The 16,818-nt window shown below is 65.8% G+C and carries 12 protein-coding genes; 1 reads left to right on the forward strand and 11 read right to left on the reverse strand.

Features of this window, described 5'->3' with window-relative positions; all coding sequences use genetic code 11:
* Positions 1-248 precede the first annotated feature (248 nt).
* The 3 genes from GYH34_RS04390 to pdhA are packed head-to-tail and all read right to left on the reverse strand — an operon-like array spanning position 249 to position 3,431.
* Complete coding sequence (locus GYH34_RS04390; RefSeq protein ID WP_161912523.1) at positions 249-1,376, reverse strand: dihydrolipoamide acetyltransferase family protein; 1,128 nt, start codon at positions 1,374-1,376, stop codon at positions 249-251.
* On the reverse strand, positions 1,373-2,353 hold the full coding sequence (locus tag GYH34_RS04395) for an alpha-ketoacid dehydrogenase subunit beta (protein WP_161912524.1): 981 nt from the start codon (positions 2,351-2,353) through the stop codon (positions 1,373-1,375). The genes GYH34_RS04390 and GYH34_RS04395 overlap by 4 nt, the downstream gene beginning before the upstream one ends.
* The gene (gene pdhA, locus GYH34_RS04400; RefSeq protein ID WP_161912525.1) at positions 2,346-3,431 is read right to left on the reverse strand and encodes a pyruvate dehydrogenase (acetyl-transferring) E1 component subunit alpha; all 1,086 of its coding nucleotides are present in this window, start codon (positions 3,429-3,431) and stop codon (positions 2,346-2,348) included. Before pdhA ends, GYH34_RS04395 begins: the two co-directional genes overlap by 8 nt.
* A 131-nt stretch (positions 3,432-3,562) precedes the next feature.
* Here pdhA and GYH34_RS04405 point away from each other — a divergent pair, with 131 nt between their 5' ends.
* A complete protein-coding gene (locus tag GYH34_RS04405; protein ID WP_174242363.1) occupies positions 3,563-4,699 on the forward strand; it encodes a Glu/Leu/Phe/Val dehydrogenase in 1,137 nt (378 codons plus the stop codon).
* A 30-nt stretch (positions 4,700-4,729) separates the two neighbouring features.
* Here the strand turns inward: GYH34_RS04405 and GYH34_RS04410 are convergent, their stop codons facing one another.
* The 8 genes from GYH34_RS04410 to putA all read right to left on the reverse strand — a co-directional run bounded on the left by GYH34_RS04410 (position 4,730) and on the right by putA (position 16,649).
* Positions 4,730-5,920, reverse strand: a complete 1,191-nt coding sequence (locus GYH34_RS04410; RefSeq protein WP_161912526.1) for an acetyl-CoA C-acyltransferase — start codon at positions 5,918-5,920, stop codon at positions 4,730-4,732.
* Positions 5,917-6,966 carry an enoyl-CoA hydratase/isomerase family protein gene (locus tag GYH34_RS04415; protein WP_161912527.1) on the reverse strand — a complete coding sequence of 350 codons (1,050 nt, stop codon included), beginning with the start codon at positions 6,964-6,966 and terminating at the stop codon, positions 5,917-5,919. The genes GYH34_RS04410 and GYH34_RS04415 overlap by 4 nt, the downstream gene beginning before the upstream one ends.
* Positions 6,963-7,883, reverse strand: a complete 921-nt coding sequence (locus GYH34_RS04420) for a hydroxymethylglutaryl-CoA lyase (protein WP_161912528.1) — start codon at positions 7,881-7,883, stop codon at positions 6,963-6,965. Before GYH34_RS04420 ends, GYH34_RS04415 begins: the two co-directional genes overlap by 4 nt.
* Positions 7,880-9,868 (reverse strand): biotin carboxylase N-terminal domain-containing protein, encoded by a 1,989-nt coding sequence (locus GYH34_RS04425; protein ID WP_161912529.1) that lies wholly within the window; start codon positions 9,866-9,868, stop codon positions 7,880-7,882. The genes GYH34_RS04420 and GYH34_RS04425 overlap by 4 nt, the downstream gene beginning before the upstream one ends.
* On the reverse strand, positions 9,858-10,658 hold the full coding sequence (locus tag GYH34_RS04430; protein ID WP_161912530.1) for an enoyl-CoA hydratase-related protein: 801 nt from the start codon (positions 10,656-10,658) through the stop codon (positions 9,858-9,860). The genes GYH34_RS04425 and GYH34_RS04430 overlap by 11 nt, the downstream gene beginning before the upstream one ends.
* A 7-nt stretch (positions 10,659-10,665) precedes the next feature.
* Complete coding sequence (locus tag GYH34_RS04435; RefSeq protein ID WP_161912531.1) at positions 10,666-12,273, reverse strand: carboxyl transferase domain-containing protein; 1,608 nt, start codon at positions 12,271-12,273, stop codon at positions 10,666-10,668.
* Positions 12,274-12,322: 49 nt separating this feature from the next.
* Positions 12,323-13,492, reverse strand: coding sequence for an isovaleryl-CoA dehydrogenase (locus tag GYH34_RS04440; RefSeq protein WP_161912532.1), 1,170 nt, complete (start codon positions 13,490-13,492; stop codon positions 12,323-12,325).
* Positions 13,493-13,583: 91 nt separating this feature from the next.
* A complete protein-coding gene (putA, locus tag GYH34_RS04445; protein WP_161912533.1) occupies positions 13,584-16,649 on the reverse strand; it encodes a bifunctional proline dehydrogenase/L-glutamate gamma-semialdehyde dehydrogenase PutA in 3,066 nt (1,021 codons plus the stop codon).
* Between the last annotated feature and the right edge of the window lie 169 nt (positions 16,650-16,818).

Consider the following 16,818-nt stretch of genomic DNA (forward strand, 5'->3'; position numbering starts at 1 on the left):
TTGTTGGCGGCCGAATCCAAAATTAGGACATGTACTTATAAGGCGGCGAGGCGTCGGGCGTCGCCGCAATTACAAAATAATATCAATGTGTTGTGTGTGGCTCCGACGCGGGGCATGGCGTGCGATTTATACGATCGTCGATGAAAGAATAGAAAATTATATTCATTTATCTGCCGAATATACTACAAATATATTCAAATTCTATGCAATTTCTCGTTGCGGCACGGCGAAGGCGCCGCCGCGCTCTCTCAGGCGGCGCGGCCGAGATCGGCGATCACCGCGCCGAGGAAGCGCGCGGCCTCGCCGCCGGTGACGACCCGATGGTCGAAGGTGAGGCTCAGCGGCAGCATGCGCCGCGCGACGGGACGGCCTTCGTCATCGGCGACGATCGCGCGGCGGATGCGCCCGGCGCCGAGAATGGCGACGGTTGGCGGCAGCACGATGGGCGCGGCGTAGCGCCCGGCGATCATGCCGAAATTGGAGAGGGTGATGGTGGCGCCGCGCAATTCCTCCGGCGGAATGCGCCGCGCCTCTATATCGGCGCGCATCTTGTTCAGCCCGGCGCGCAGATCGGAAGGATCGCGCTGGGCGACATTGCGCAGCACGGGCACGAATAATCCGCCCTCCGCCGAATCGACGGCGATGCCGAGATCGATGGCGGCGAGCACGCGCCGCGCCAGCGCGTGGGATTCGAACCAGGCGTTGAGTCCCGGCTCCACGCGGCACCCGGCGACGAGCGCGCGGATGAGCCGCAAGGTCGTATCCTCGCCCTGACCCCAAGCCTCTATGTCGGCGTCGTCGACGACGGTGGCCGCGGCCACCTCGGCTTGCGCCAGCGCCATGTTCTGCGCCATGGCGCGACGGAATCCGCGCAGCGGCTCGGGCGGCGCGGCCTCCGACAATATGCGCGCCACGCGCTGCACATCGCTCGCGGTGATGACGCCATCGGCGCCGGAGGGCGTCACCATTGCGAGATCGACATCGAGCCGCCGCGCCAGCGCGCGCACCGCCGGCGTCGCGCGCAGGCCGGCGCCATTGCGCCCGAGCGGCGCCGCGCCTTCCTGCAGCACGCGGCCGCTCGTCTCCATCGCGCCGACGACGGTTCCCTTATCCTCTCGCGTCGCGACAGGCGCCGTTTCCGCATCGCCCGCAAAGGCAATGAGCGGTCCGCCGATGCGGATGATCTCGCCCGCCTGCGCGAACAGCTTTTCGATGCGTCCGGCTTGCGGCGAAGGAATCTCGACGACCGCCTTCGCCGTCTCCACGGAGACGAGCGGCTGATCGACCGCCACCTCCTCGCCGGGCGCGACATGCCATTGCACCAACTCGGCCTCTTGCAGGCCTTCGCCGAGATCGGGAAGCTTGAAGACGCTCATGCCGCCTCCATCGTCTTGCGCACGGCGTCGGCGATGCGCGCGACGCTCGGCAAATATTGTCCCTCGAGCCGCGCCAGCGGCATCACGACGTCATAGCCCGCGACGCGTCGCACCGGCGCTTGCAGAAAATACAGCCCACGCTCGGCGATGACGGCGGCGATCTCCGCGCCGAAGCCCGCGGTGCGCGCGGCCTCCTGCACGATGACGCAGCGGCCGGTCTTCTCGACGGATCGCAGAATAGTCTCGGCGTCGAGCGGCTTCAGCGTCGCAATGTCGATGACCTCGCAATCGACGCCTTCTCTCGCGAGAGTCTCAGCGGCGGCGAGCGCCTCATGCAGCATGCCGCCCCAGGCGATCAGCGTGACGTCGCGTCCCTCGCGTGAGACGAAGCATGTGTCGAGCGGCAGGCTCTCGCCATCGTCGATCACCTCCTGCTTGAAGAGGCGATAGAGCCGCGTCGGCTCGAGGAAGACGACGGGATCGGGATCGCGGATGGCGGCGAGCAGCAGGCCATAGGCGCGCGCGGGCGAAGAGGGAATGACGACGCGCAGGCCGGGCGTATGCGCGAGCATGGCCTCGGGGCTTTCCGAATGATGCTCCGGCGCATGAATGCCGCCGCCATTTGGCGCGCGCAGCACCATGGGACAGCTGAGCCGCCCGCGCGTGCGATTGCGCATACGCGAGGCGTGATTGATGAGCTGATCCAGCGCCGGATAGATGAAGCCGCTGAATTGAATCTCCATCACCGGCTTCAGCCCCATCGCCGCCATGCCGACGGCGACGCCGGCGATGGCCGCCTCGGCGAGCGGCGTATCGAGAACGCGCGCCGAGCCGAAACGCTGCTGCAGGCCGAGCGTCGCGCGAAACACGCCGCCATTGACGCCGATATCCTCGCCGAGAAGCAGCACAGCGGGATCATGCTCCAGCGCATGCGCGAGCGCGCGATTGACGGCCTCGACGAGAGTGAGCTCAGCCATGGCCGCCATCCTTCGGCGCGAAGCGCCGCGCCTCCTCATATTGATCGCGCATCGACTCCGGCAGCTGCGCGAAGAGATGATCGAACATCGCCGAGAACGCCTGCGGCGGCGTCGCGAGATAGGCGGCGACGGCGCGTTCCACCTCTTCCGCGCAATCCTTCGCGAGCGCCTTCTCCTGCTCCTCGCTCCACAATCCCTGCGCCGCGAGATATTTGCGCAGCCGCGCGATCGGCTCCTTCTCCGCCTCGCGTCGCACGATGTCGACGTCTCGATAGCGCGAGGCGTCATCCGCGGTCGTGTGGTCGCCGAGCCTGTAGCTCAGCGCCTCTATGAGCGTCGGCCCGCCGCCGTCGCGCGCTTTCTCTATCGCCGCATGCGCGACATGGCGCATGGCGATCACGTCATTGCCATCGACCTGACGTCCTTCGACGCCGGCGGCGACGGCCTTTTGCGCGAGTGTCGCGGTCGCCGATTCCATGTCGCGCGGCGTCGAGATCGCCCATTGATTATTATTGATGATGACGACGAGCGGAACGCGCCAGACCGCGGCCATGTTCAAGGCCGAATAGAAATCCCCGGTCGAAGCGCCGCCATCGCCGAGGATCGTCACCGCGACGCGCTTCTCACTCCGCAGCTTGAAGGCGTAAGCCGCGCCGGCCGCATGCGCGACCTGCGTGCCGACGGGAACGCAAATCGGAAAGTCGCTGCGCGGAACGGCGTAATCGCTGCCGCGCTCGTCGCCGCCCCAATAGACGAGATTTTCCACCATCGTCATGCCGCGCAGCAATTGCGCTCCATGATCGCGATAGGATGGCGCGAGCACATCCTCGCTGCGCATGGCCGCGCCTATGCCGACGCCGATCGCCTCCTGCCCGAGAGCGGAGGCGAAAGTGCCGAGCTTGCCGGTGCGCTGCAGAGCGATCGCTTTTCCATCATAAGCACGCGTGCGCGTCATTGCGTGATAGAGGCCGAGCAGAAGCTCGGGGTCTATCGCTTCGCGCGGCGTCGCGGGATCGAGCTCGCCCGACGCGGAGAGGAAACGAAGAAAGTCGATCTGGAAGGAGACGCCAATGGTCATCGGGCCTGCCTCGAGCTTCGTCAGAGAGACGTAAGGCGCCGCCTCGCGCTTTTCATCCGCCCTAGGGAATTTTTTGCTGCGTGAGCCGAAGAGCGCTTGAATCGCTCGCGCGCGCGCCCAGTTCATGATCCATGTCCGCATCGTCCCTGTCCGCGTCGTTCAAATCGGGCGCTTTCCCCTTCGTCGACGAATTCGGCCCGGCGAAGATCGTCTATGCGAGCACGCCGGGCGTCGGCCTCGAGGCGATCGTCGTCATCGACAATATCGCCGCCGGCCCCGCCATAGGCGGCGTGCGCATGGCGCCGGATGTCGGCGTCGAGGAATGTTTCCGCCTCGCGCGCGCCATGACGTTGAAGAACGCCGCCTGCGGCCTGCGCCACGGCGGCGGCAAATCCGTCATCTTCGGCGACCCTGCGATGCCGCCGCAGGAAAAGGAGCAGCTCATCCGCGCCTTCGCCAAGGCGATCGAGCCCTTGACCGATTACATCCCAGGCCCGGACATGGGCACGAACGAGACATGCATGGCCTATGTGCATGACGAGATCGGTCGTGCTGTGGGATTGCCCGCCGAGCTCGGCGGCGTTCCGCTCGATGAGATCGGCGCGACTGGCTATGGCGTCGCCATAGCCGCCGAGGCCGCCGCGCCCTTCGCCGGGCTCAAGCTCCAGGGCGCGCGCGTCGTCGTCGAAGGCTTCGGCGCCGTCGGGCGACATGCGGCGCGATTCCTTTCGCGCAAAGGCGCGATATTGGTCGGCGCTTCCGACAGCCGCGGCGCGATCTATAACGCGGCGGGACTCGACATAGAAGCATTGGCGCAAATTCGCAGCGAAGGCCGCAGCGTCGCCAGTCATGCGCGCGGCGAAGCGCTGGCGCCCGATGCGCTGCTCGTCGCGCCTTGCGACATTTTCATCCCCGCTGCGCGGCCGGATGTGCTGCGCGCCGACAATGTCGGCGGCCTGCAATGCAAGCTCGTGGTGCAGGGCGCCAATATTCCCGCGACGGCCGAGGCGGAGCGAATCATGTTCGAGCGGGGAATCGTCAGCGCGCCGGATTTCATCGCCAATGCCGGCGGCGTGATTTGCGCGTCGGTGGAATATGCCGGCGGCGACGAAAAAGCGGCCTTTGCGGCGATCGAAGAAAAAATCTCCCGCAACATGCAGGAGATCATCGCGCGCGCCTCCGTAATGCGCGTCTCGCTGCGCGACGCCGCCACTGCGCTGGTGCACGAGCGTCTGCGCAAGATGATGGCGACGCAGCGCTGGCGTTAGAGTTCTATTCCGCGCTTCGCTCGAAGCACTCTATTTCACGATCTCTATCGCCACCGCGGCCGCCTCTCCGCCGCCGATGCAGAGCGCGGCGACGCCGCGTCTCAGCCCATATTTGCGCAGCGCCGCGAGCAGAGTGACGACGATGCGCGCGCCCGAGGCGCCGATCGGATGGCCGAGCGCGCAGGCGCCGCCATGAACATTCACTCTGTCGCGCGGCAGATCGAGCTCGCGCATCGCCGCCATGACGACGACGGCGAACGCCTCGTTGATCTCGAAGAGATCGATGCTCGACAGCGGCCAGCCGAGGCGCTCGGCGAGCTTGCGCATGGCCGAGATCGGCGCCGTCGGAAACAGATTGGGCGGCCCCGCATGCGTCGCATGCGCGTGAATGATCGCCAGCGGCGCGAGGCCGGCGCGCTCGGCGCGCTCCCGCCGCATCAAGGTCAGCGCCGCGGCGCCGTCGGAAATGGCGCTGGAATTGGCCGCCGTCACCGTGCCGCCGTCACGAAACGCAGGCTTCAATTTCGCAATCGCCTCGATCTTCGCTTTCGCCGGCAATTCATCGCGCGCGATCGTCGTCGCGTCGCGGCCCTGCGTTTCGATCGGCGCGATCTCCCAATCGAAATCGCCCTGCTGGGCTGCACGCCGCGCGCGCTCGAGCGAGAGAGTCGCATAATCATCCTGCATTTGCCGGGTGAATTGATGCGTCGTCGCGCAATCCTCGGCGAAATCGCCCATCAGCCGGCCCTTGTCATAGGCGTCCTCGAGCCCGTCGAGAAACATGTGATCGACGAGCCTCTTATGCCCCATGCGATAGCCTTCGCGCGCGCGCTCGAGCAGATAGGGCGCATTGCTCATGCTCTCCATGCCGCCGGCGACGATGGCGTGCGAACTGCCGGCGAGCAATTGGTCATGCGCGAGCTGAATCGCCTTCATGCCGGAGCCGCACATTTTGTTGATCGTCACGCAGCCGGCGGCTTCCGGCAGACCGGCGGCGAGCGACGCCTGCCGCGCAGGCGCCTGGCCGAGGCCCGCTGTCAGCACGCAGCCCATGAGCACATCGTCGATCTGATCTGTCGGCGTATCGGCGCGCGCCACTGCGGCGCGAATCGCCGCGGCGCCGAGCCCCGGCGCCGAAACGCTCTTCAGCTCGCCGAGCATCGCCCCGATCGGCGTGCGCGCCGCGCCGATGATGACCACGGGATCGAAGCTCTCGCTCATGTCCAGGCCCGAAATTCGAGATCCGGCGGCGCGCCGCCGTCGAGCAGTTCCTTCACCGAAGCGTCGTCCACTTCCGCGAGCGTCGCCGGCGACCAATGCGGATCGCGATCCTTGTCGATGACGGCGGCACGAATGCCCTCGTAGAGATCATGCGTCGCGAGAAGATTGCAAGCCGTCCGAAATTCCTGGCGCAGGCACGCTTCGAGATTTTCTGCATCGGCGGCGCGGCGCAGCAGCTGCAACGTCACCTTCATGCTCGTCGGCGAGCGCATGGCGAGCGTAGCCGCCGCCTCGCGTGCGAATTCCGACCCCTCTGTCTCGAGCGCGGCGATGATGCGCTCGACGCACGAATGCGCCATCACGCGCCGCAGCAAAGTCTCGTGCCGCGACAAGGCGTCGAGGCCGGATGATTTGGCGAAGCGCGCCAGCAGCGACCGCAGCTCTTCCGCCTCGTTTATGTCGCTCAGCAGGGCGAGGAGCTCTGGCAGCGAGGCCGAATCCACGAGCACATCGGCGAGCCCGGCGAAGATCGCGTCATGAGGACCGACCGTCATGCCGGAAAGCGCCATAAAGCGTCCGACGCCGCCATTGCGCGTGAGCAGCCAAGTGCCGCCGACATCTGGAATGAAGCCGATTCCCGTCTCCGGCATGGCGAGGCGCGTCCGCTCCGTGACGATGCGAAAATTGCCATGCGCGGAAAGGCCGACGCCGCCGCCCATGACGATTCCGTCCATCACCGCGACATAGGGTTTCGGAAAGGCGGCGATGCGCGCGTTCAGCCGATATTCCTCGCGCCAGAAAGTCTCATAGAGGCTGCGCTCGCCATTGCGAAGCTCATAGAGCGCGCGAATATCGCCGCCCGCGCAAAAGCCGCGCTGACCCTCGCCCGTAACCACGACGGCCACGATCTCCCGATCGGCGCCGAAGGAGTCGAGCGCGCTGGAAAAATCGCGCACCATATTCAGCGTCAGGCTGTTCAGCGCCTTCGGCCGGTTCAACGACAGGCGCCCGACCCTGCGCGTGCGAGAGACGAGAATATCGCTCATGCGCGGCGCCTCTTCTCGTGCTGGAGCAGCGATGCGCGCGCTACGCGGCTCTGCGTCTCGCGCCCGAGACTTTCACAAATGAACGATCCGGCGTCGATCAGCGCGACGAGATCGACGCCGGCTTCGATTCCCGAATGCTCGAGCATATAGACCACATCTTCAGTCGCGACATTGCCGCTCGCACCCGGCGCGAAGGGACAGCCGCCGAGGCCGGCGACGGATGCATCGACGACGCCGACGCCCATCTCGACGCAAGCGAATATATTGGCGAGCGCCTGGCCATAGCTGTCGTGAAAATGAACCGCGATCTGCGCCAATGGAATGTCGCGTCCGACCTCTTCCACGAGCCGCCGCGCTTGCAAAGGCGCGCCGACGCCGATCGTATCGCCGAGCGAAATCTCATGGCAGCCGAGCGCGGCGAGATCGCGGGCCAGCGTCGCGACGGCGCGTGGCGCGACCTCGCCTTCATAGGGACAGCCGAGCGCGCAGGAAATATAGCCGCGCACCGCGAGCCCCGCGCCGATCGCCGCCTCGACGACGGGCGCATAACGCGCCAGACTCTCCGTGATCGTGCAGCCGATATTTTCTTTGGAGAAGCTCTCGCTCGCCGCGACGAAAATGGCGACGCCGCGCACGCCGCAAGCGAGCGCTTCCTCGAGTCCGCGCCTATTGGGAATGAGAACGGAAAGATGAACATGCGGCGGCAAACGAAGATGTGCGAGCACGCGCTTCGTATCCGCCATTTGCGGAACGCGCCTCGCCGAGACGAAGCTTCCCGCTTCTATGTCGCGCAGCCCCGCCGCGGCCAGCTTCTCGATCAGCGCGACCTTTGTCTCCATTGCAACCATCGAGCTTTCGTTCTGCAGGCCGTCGCGCGGGCCGACCTCGACGATGCGCACGCGCTGCGGAATCATCATGCCGCTTCTCCCTCGGCGAAGACGATCAGCGGCTCGCCCTGCCGCACCATATCGCCGACCGCTGTCCGAACCTCCGATATGCGTCCGTCTCGCGGCGCCGACAATGCGATTTCCATCTTCATCGCCTCGAGCATGACGAGCGGCGCGCCTTTCTTCACGCTCTCGCCGACGCTGCCGAAGAGGCCGGTGACGCGCGCCGGCAGCGGCGCCGCGAGCGCCGCCTCGTCGTCGGGCTCCATGCGCGGCGGCGCGAGCGGATCGACGAGCGAAAGCTCGTGATTGCGTCCATTCCATATAATGACGAAGCCATTCGCGCGCTCGACGATCGAAAGCTTCCGCGTGACGCCGTCGATGCGCAGGCTCATGCATCCTGCGTCGCTCTCGAGCGCGACGCAATGCAGCGACTTCGGCGTTTGCAAGCGGACGGCGCCCTTGGGCAGGGGCGCGAGCGTCAAGGGAATGTCTCGCTCCTGGAATCGGACGAGCAGCTTCTGCTGCGCTGCGCCATTCAGGCGCCATGCATCGCATGCGTCCCAAGGCGATTCCTCATAGCGCATGGCGCGAAGACCGCGGAGCCAGGCGGCGGCGCCCGCTGCGAGCACAATGGCTTCGGCGTCCTCGTCCAGCGGTTCCGTTCCCGCGAGGATAAGCTCGAGACGCCGCGGCAAAAATCCCGTGTCGATCTCGCCCGCAGCATGCGCTTCGCTGTCGAGAATTGCGCGCAGCAACAGCAGATTCGTCTCCACGCCGATGATCTCGCAATCGCGCAGCGCCGCGGCGAGCCTTGCGCGGGCGGTCTCTCGGTCTTCGCCATGCGCGACGATCTTGGCGAGCAGCGGATCGTAGAAAGGCGTTACCGCATCGCCTTCACGCACGCCGGTTTCGACACGAATAGCGCCATCCTCCCGCGGCGCGCGCCAATGCTCGAGCCGGCCGACGCAGGGCAGAAAGTCGCGCGCCGGCGTCTCCGCATAGAGCCGCGCTTCGATGGCATGTCCACGCGGCGTGATCTCCTCCTGCGGCGCGGGCAGCGGCTCGTCGGCGGCGACGCGCAGCTGCCATTCGACGAGATCGACGCCCGATATCATTTCAGTGATCGGATGCTCCACCTGGAGCCGCGTGTTCATCTCGAGAAAATAGAAGCTGTCGTCCATCACGAGAAATTCGATGGTGCCAGCGCCGATATAGGAGACCGCGCGCCCGGCGGCGAGCGCGGCCTCGCGCAAGGCGCACCTCAGCTCTGTCGAAAGGCCCGGCGCGGGCGTCTCTTCGATGATCTTCTGATGACGTCGCTGGATCGAGCAGTCACGTTCTGGGAAAGCCACGAGGGCGCCGTGCGCATCGCCGAAAATCTGCGCTTCTATATGCCGGGCGCCATCGAGCGCCTTCTCGATCAGCAGCGACTCGTCGCCGAAAGCGGAGGCCGCCTCGCGTCTCGCGCTCTCGATCGCGCCGCGCAGCTCGCCCTGCGTCGCGACACGGCGCATGCCTTTGCCGCCGCCGCCTGCCGAGGCTTTGACGAGCACGGGAAAGCCGATGCGCATCGTCGCGTCGACGAGGCTCTCCATATCTTGCGCGCTGTGGAAGCCCGGCACGATCGGCACGCCGGCGCTCTCCATCAAAGCGCGCGCGTGCGTCTTCGAGCCCATGAGACGCATGGCTTGCGGCGTCGGTCCAATGAAGACGAGGCCGGCCTGCGCGCAACGCTCCGCGAAATCCGCGTTCTCGGAGAGAAAGCCATAGCCGGGATGAACGGCCTGCGCGCCCGCGCGACGCGCGGCGGCGATGATCTTGTCGATTGCGAGATAGCTCTCACGCGCAGGCGCCGCGCCCAGCGGATAGGCTTCGTCAGCGAGCGCGACATGACGCGCATGCGCATCGACGTCCGAATAGACGGCGGCGGCGATGACGCCCATGCGCCTGGCCGTCGCGATCACGCGGCATGCGATCTCGCCCCGATTGGCGATGAGAATCTTACGAAACATCGTCGCGATCTCGCCTCCAACAGGGGGAGCGCTTCTCGAGGAAGGCCGCGAGACCTTCTTTTCCTTCCGCCGATGCGCGTCGCGCCGCGATCCGCTGCGCTGTCTCATGCATCAGCGCTTCGTCGATCGGACGTTCGGCAAAGAGCGCCATGGAGGCTTTCGCCTCTGCTTGCGCGCCGGGCGCGCCGGCGAGCAGCGCATCCACGATGTGCGCGAGACGCGCATCCAGCTCGGCCGCGGGAGCGATCTCGTGAACGAGGCCGAGCGCGCGCGCCTGCGTCGCGGAGATCGCTTCGGCGGTGAGAAAATAGCGTCGCGCCTGGCGCGCTCCGATCGCGCGTTGAACATAAGGACCGATCACTGACGGCGTGAGGCCGATTCTCGCTTCGCTCAAGCAGAAGCTCGCGATATCGCTCGCCACGGCGATGTCGCAGCAGGCGACGAGCCCGACGCCGCCGCCATAGGCCGCGCCATGGACGCGCGCGAGCGTCGGCTTGGGCAGCGTGTCGAGCGCGCGCATCGCACGCGCGAGCAGAAGCGCATCCTCCTCATTGGCGCGCGGCGTGTCGGCGGCGACGCGCTTCATCCATTCTATATCTCCGCCGGCGCAAAAGGCGGGGCCGTCGCCGGCGAGCAGGAGAATGCGCGTCTGCGGATCGTTCGCGGCCCTTTCCAGAGCCGCGATGAGCTCGACGACCATCGCCTGGTCCAGCGCATTGCGCCGCTCCGCTCGTGCGAGGGTGAGCGTGGCGACGCCGCGGGAATCGAGGGACGAGCGAATAAGGGACATTGGCGCCTCACATGCGGAAAAGGCCGAAGCGAGTCGCCTCGAGCGGGGCATTGGACGCCGTGGCGAGAGAGAGGGCAAGCACGCGGCGCGTGTCCGCGGGATCGATAACGCCATCGTCCCATAGACGCGCGCTCGCATAATAGGGATGGCCTTGGCGCTCATATTGCGCGCGGATTTGCGCCTGATAGGCGTCATGGTCGGCTTGCGGCCAATCGCGGCCTTTGGCGACGTAGCTGTCGCCGCGCACGCGGGAGAGAACATCGGCGGCCTGCTCTCCGCCCATCACGGAGATGCGTGCATTGGGCCAGCTCCACAGGAAGCGCGGACCATAGGCGCGGCCGCACATCGCATAATTGCCGGCGCCGAAGCTGCCGCCGACGATGACGGTGAATTTCGGCACGGCGGCGGTCGCGACCGCCGTCACCATTTTTGCGCCGTCCTTGGCGATGCCGCGCGCCTCATAATCGCGCCCGACCATGAAGCCGGTGACATTCTGCAGAAACAGCAAGGGAACCTCGCGCTGCGCGCAGAGCTCGATGAAATGCGCGCCTTTGAGCGCGCTTTCGCCGAACAGGACGCCATTATTCGCGAGCACGCCGATGCGATAGCCGCAAATATGCGCGAAGCCGGCGACCAGCGTCTCGCCATAGAGCTTCTTGAACTCGTCGAATTCGCTCGCGTCGACGAGCCGCGCGATCAGCTCGCGCGCGTCATATTGACGGCGGCGGTCGGCGGGAATGAGACCGTAGATCTCCCGCGCATCATAGAGCGGCTCGCGCGCCTCTCGCTTCTGCAGAGACGGTGGCAATGGCGCGCCGAGCGTGGCGACGACATCGCGCGTGATGCCGAGCGCATGGCGGTCGTTCTCGGCATAGTGATCGGCGACGCCGGAGCTGCGCGCATGCACCATGGCGCCGCCCAATTCTTCCGCATTCACGATTTCGCCCGTCGCGGCGCGCACCAGCGGCGGACCGGCGAGAAAAATCGTGCCGGTATCGCGCACGATGATGGACTCGTCCGACATTGCGGGCACATAGGCGCCGCCGGCCGTGCAGGAGCCCATGACGACCGCGATCTGTGCTATGCCCGCGGCGGACATTTGCGCTTGATTGTAGAAAATGCGGCCGAAGTGATCGCGGTCGGGAAACACTTCGTCCTGCCGTGGCAGATTGGCGCCGCCGCTATCGACGAGATAGAGGCAAGGCAGGCGGTTCTGCGCGGCGATTTCTTGTGCGCGCAAATGCTTTTTTACCGTCAACGGGAAATAGGCTCCGCCCTTCACTGTCGCGTCATTGGCGACGATCATGCAGGCTCGGCCGCAAACGCGCCCGACGCCCGCGACGACGCCGGCGCAAGGCGCCTCGCCGTCATAGAGATCGTAAGCGGCGAATTGGCCGATCTCGAGAAATGGCGACATGGGATCGATCAGCGCGTCTATTCGCTCGCGCGCCGTCATCTTGCCGCGAGCGGCATGTTTGGCGCTCGCCGCCGCACCGCCGCCTTCCGCGATCCGCGCCGCCGTGGCGCGGAGATCGGCGACGAGGCCGCGCATGGCCTGCGCATTGGCCGCGAATTGGGCGGAGCCCGCGTCCAAGCTCGTCTCCAGAATTGTCATTGCCAAATCTTTCTCGGCCAATTCGCGCGTCGCGACAAAGCGCGCAGCGTCACGCAGTTTCGCTGTAAAGCTCACGGCCGATCAGCATGCGACGAATCTCGCTGGTGCCCGCCCCGATCTCATAGAGCTTGGCGTCGCGTAGCAGCCGGCCGGTCGGATAATCATTGATATAACCATTGCCGCCGAGGCATTGGATTGCTTCGAGCGCCATGCGCGTCGCGCTTTCCGCGGCGAAGAGAATGGCGCCGGCGGCGTCCTTGCGTGTCGTGCGGCCGTGATCGCAGGCGCGCGCGACGGCATAGACATAGGCGCGCGCCGCATTTTGCGCCGTATACATATCGGCGAGCTTGGCCTGCATAATCTGAAACTCGCCGATCGGCTGGCCGAACTGCTTGCGATCGTGGACATAGGGTACGACGATATCCATGCAGGCGCGCATGATTCCAATGGGGCCTCCGGCGAGAACGGCGCGCTCGTAATCGAGTCCGCTCATCAGCACATTGACGCCGCGCTCCGGCAGGCCGAGCACATTCTCCTCGGGAACCTCGCAATCGCTAAACAGCAATTCGCAAGTGTTGGAGCCGCGCATGCCGAGCTTGTCGAGCTTTTGCGCCGGCGTGAATCCTTTGAAGCCCTTTTCTATGATAAAAGCGGTAATGCCATGCGCACCGGCGGCGGGTTCGGTCTTGCCATAGACGATGACGACATCGGCGTTGGGACCATTCGTGACCCACATCTTATCGCCGTTCAGCACATAGCGGTCGCCGCGCTTTTCCGCGCGCATCGACATATTGACCACATCGGAGCCGGCGTCGGGCTCGGACATGGCGAGGGCGCCTATGTGCTCGCCGGAAACGAGCTTGGGCAAATAGCGTCGCTTCTGCTCGCATGTGCCGTTGCGGCGCAGCTGATTGACGCAGAGATTGGAGTGCGCGCCGTAGGAGAGGCCGACGGAAGCCGAGGCGCGGCTCAGCTCCTCCATAATGACGACATGCTCGAGATAGCCGAGCCCGGCGCCGCCATAATCTTCCTCGACCGTGACGCCGAGCAGGCCGAGCGCGCCCATCTTGAGCCAGAGATCGGAAGGGAAGTCATTCTCGCGGTCGATAGTCGCGGCGCGCGGCGCGATCTCTCGAGCGGCGAAAGATTCGACATGCTCGCGCAGCATGTCTGCGGTTTCGCCGAGCGCGAAATCGAGCGAAGGAATCCAGTGACGCATCGGTCCCGAGCCTCCCGGACGCGATAAAAGCCTATATTTGGCGGGCGCGCGGCGTTTCAAGACCGAGAACGCTGGCGGAGCCTCTTTTACGTCACTCCTTCATCGTCAGCAGTCGCGCATCGCCGCCGAAGGAGGCGGTGTTGATCGTCACAGTCTCTTCGCGCAAAAAGCGGCGCAGATAGTCGGAGCCGCCGGCTTTCGGTCCGGTGCCGCTCATGCGCGATCCGCCGAAGGGCTGGCTGCCGACCACCGCTCCGATCATGTTGCGATTGACATAGAGATTGCCGGCAGGCGTCGCCTCCGCGAACATGCGCATGCGCGCTTCTATGCGGGTGTGCAGACCCATTGTGAGGCCGAATCCATTCGCGGAAATTTCATCGATGAGAGTCGACAAATCCTTTTCATCCTCGGCGCGCCAGGTCGCGATATGGAGGACGGGACCGAAAATCTCCTCGCGCAGATCGCCGGCGCGGTCTAGCTTCACGGTATGCGGCGCGACGAAGCTGCCGCTCTGCGGCGCCTCGCCGGCGTAGAGCACGCGCCCTTGCGCGCGGCGCTGCGCCAGATAATCGCAAAGCTGCGCTCGAGCCGCGCTATCGATGACGGGGCCGATGTGTGTGGAAGGATCGCGCGGGTCGCCGATGCGAAGTTCCTTCGTCGCGGCGATCAGCATGGCGAGCGCGTCCTCGGCGATATCTTCCTGCAGGCAGAGAAGGCGCAGAGCCGAGCATCGTTGTCCGGCGGAACGAAATGCGGAGGCGAGCACGTCGTCGACCACTTGCTCGAGCAGAGCTGTCGAATCGACGATCATCGCGTTGACGCCGCCGGTCTCGGCAATGAGCGGAACGATCGCCCCATTCGACGCCGCGAGCGTTCGGTTGATGGAGTGTGCGGCGTCGCTCGAGCCGGTGAAGACGACCCCCGCGACATGCTCGTCCGCGACGAGCGCTGCGCCGAGCGCGCCGTCGCCCGGCATATAATGAAGAGCGTCGCGCGGAACGCCGGCTTCATGCAAAAGCGCGACTGCCTCGCGCGCGATGAGTGGCGTTTGCTCCGCCGGCTTGGCGATGGCGGTATTTCCGGCCGCGAGCGCAGCGGCGACTTGGCCGAGAAAAATCGCCAATGGAAAATTCCATGGCGAGATGCAGACGAAAACGCCACGCCCACGCCGGCGCAGGCGATTGTCTTCGCCCGTCGGACCGGGAAGATTCTCTTCCGTGCAGAGCCGTCGCGCCTGTTCAGCATAATATCGGATGAGATCGGCGGCCTCGCGTATTTCCGCGAGCGCATCGTCGAGCGTCTTGCCGCCCTCTCGTTGCAGCAATGCGATGAGCGCGCCGCGGCGCGCCTCGACGAGATCGGCGGCGCGCTCGAGAATGGCGGCTCGCGCTTCTATAGGCGTCGCCTCCCATGCGGGAAAGGCGCGGGAGGCCGTCGCCATTGCGGCGCGCGCCGTTTCGACATCGGCCTCGACGACGGAGCCGATGAGTGAAGAATCGATCGGGGAGTGTAATTCGCGCGGTGTGAGGCCGCTGCGCCCCGATGATGGCGCGGCGATCAGCGAGGCGGGCGCGGCGTCTCTCTCGGCGAGCAATGCGGCGAGCGCGTCACGATCGCCGAATTCGACGCCTTTGGAATTCGCGCGCAGCGGCCGATAGAGATCGGCCGGGAGCGGCAAGCGCGAATGGCGCGCGCGCGAAGCTTCGCCGATGATCGCGCCGGGGGAGGCGAGCAATTCGCTGTCTGGCGTCGCAGAGTCTGCAGCGCGCGCGACGAAGGACGAATTGGCGCCATTTTCGATGAGGCGCCGCACCAGATAGGCGAGAAGATCGCGATGCGGGCCGACCGGCGCATAGACGCGGCAGCTCGGGCCCGTCCGCTCTTCCAGAAGCGCGGCGAACAGATCTTCGCCCATTCCATGAAGGCGCTGGAACTCATACTGCGTGGGATCGCCGGCGCGCTCCATGATCGTCGCCACTGTGGCCGCGTTATGCGTCGCGAATTGCGGGAAGATGCGCGGCGCGGCGAGCAGACGATCGGCGCAGGCGAGGTAATTCAAATCCGTCATCGCCTTGCGTGTGAAGACAGGATAGTCGGCGAGGCCGCGCTCCTGCGCGCGCTTGATCTCCGTATCCCAATAGGCGCCTTTGACGAGGCGGACCATGAAGCGCCGATCATGCGCCTGCCCGAGCGCCTCCATATGGTCGATCACCGCGGCGGCGCGCTTCTGATAGGCTTGAATCGCGAGCCCGAATCCATCCCAGCGGGCGAGGGAAGAATCGGCGACGACGGCGTCTATGACGTCGAGCGACAGCTCGAGACGATCGGCCTCCTCGGCGTCGATGGTGAAGACGAGATCGTGAGCGCGGGCGAGGCGAGCGAGCTCCAGCAGGCGCGGCGCCAGCTCGCGCAGAACGCGCGCGCGCGATAAAGGCTCGAAGCGCGGATGCAGCGCGGAGAGCTTGATGGAGACGCCTGGCCGCTGCGGAAGCGCGCGCGCGTCGGCCTTGGCGCCTATGGCGTCGATCGCCGCCGCATAGGCCGCAAAATAGCGTTCGGCGTCCGCGGCGCTGCGCGCGCCTTCGCCGAGCATGTCGAAAGAATAGCGCCAGCGGTCATCGGCGGATGCGCGCGCGAGCGCTTCGTCGATCGTCTGGCCGAGCACGAAATGACCGCCCATCAGCTTCATCGCTTGCCGCGCGGCGCCGCGTAGCGCGGGCCCGCCGAGACGTCGCGCGGCTTGTGCGACGAGGCCGCGCGGAGTCTCATCCGCGGCGAAAATCTTCGTCGATAGGCCGAGCGCGAAGGCGGCGGCTTGCACCAGCAGCGCATCGGAGGCCGGCGAGTGGCGATCGAAGGCGCCGGCGGCGAGCTTATCGGCGATGAGCAGATCGAGCGTCGAATCATCGGGCACGCGGAGCAGCGATTCGGCGAGCGCCATCAGCGCGAGTCCTTCGCGCGTCGACAGCGAATATTCCTGCAGCAGGGTTTCGACAGAGGCCATGCTCTTTGGCGCGCGCATCGCGGCGAGCAGACGCCGCGCGAGCCGCTCGATGCGGGCGTTCTGCTCCGCATCGAGCGGCTGCGACAGGAATTTGGCCGCGATTTCTTCATCGGCGGGAAACCAAGGCGCGTGAAACGGCTCCGGCTCCGGCATGTCATCTGTCCCGAGCGATGTCGGCTCGCGTGGAAGAGACGCGAGCTCGGCTGTCATCATGGTCGCATGTCGTCATTGAAAAGGCGGGAGTCGTCCATAGTTGTCTCGCAAGCGAGGGCGGGAACACGCGGATCACGAGCGCGCGCGGCGCGAACGTCGCCGTTCCTTT

It is taken from the genome of Methylosinus sp. C49 (genome assembly GCF_009936375.1).
Classification (GTDB): domain Bacteria; phylum Pseudomonadota; class Alphaproteobacteria; order Rhizobiales; family Beijerinckiaceae; genus Methylosinus.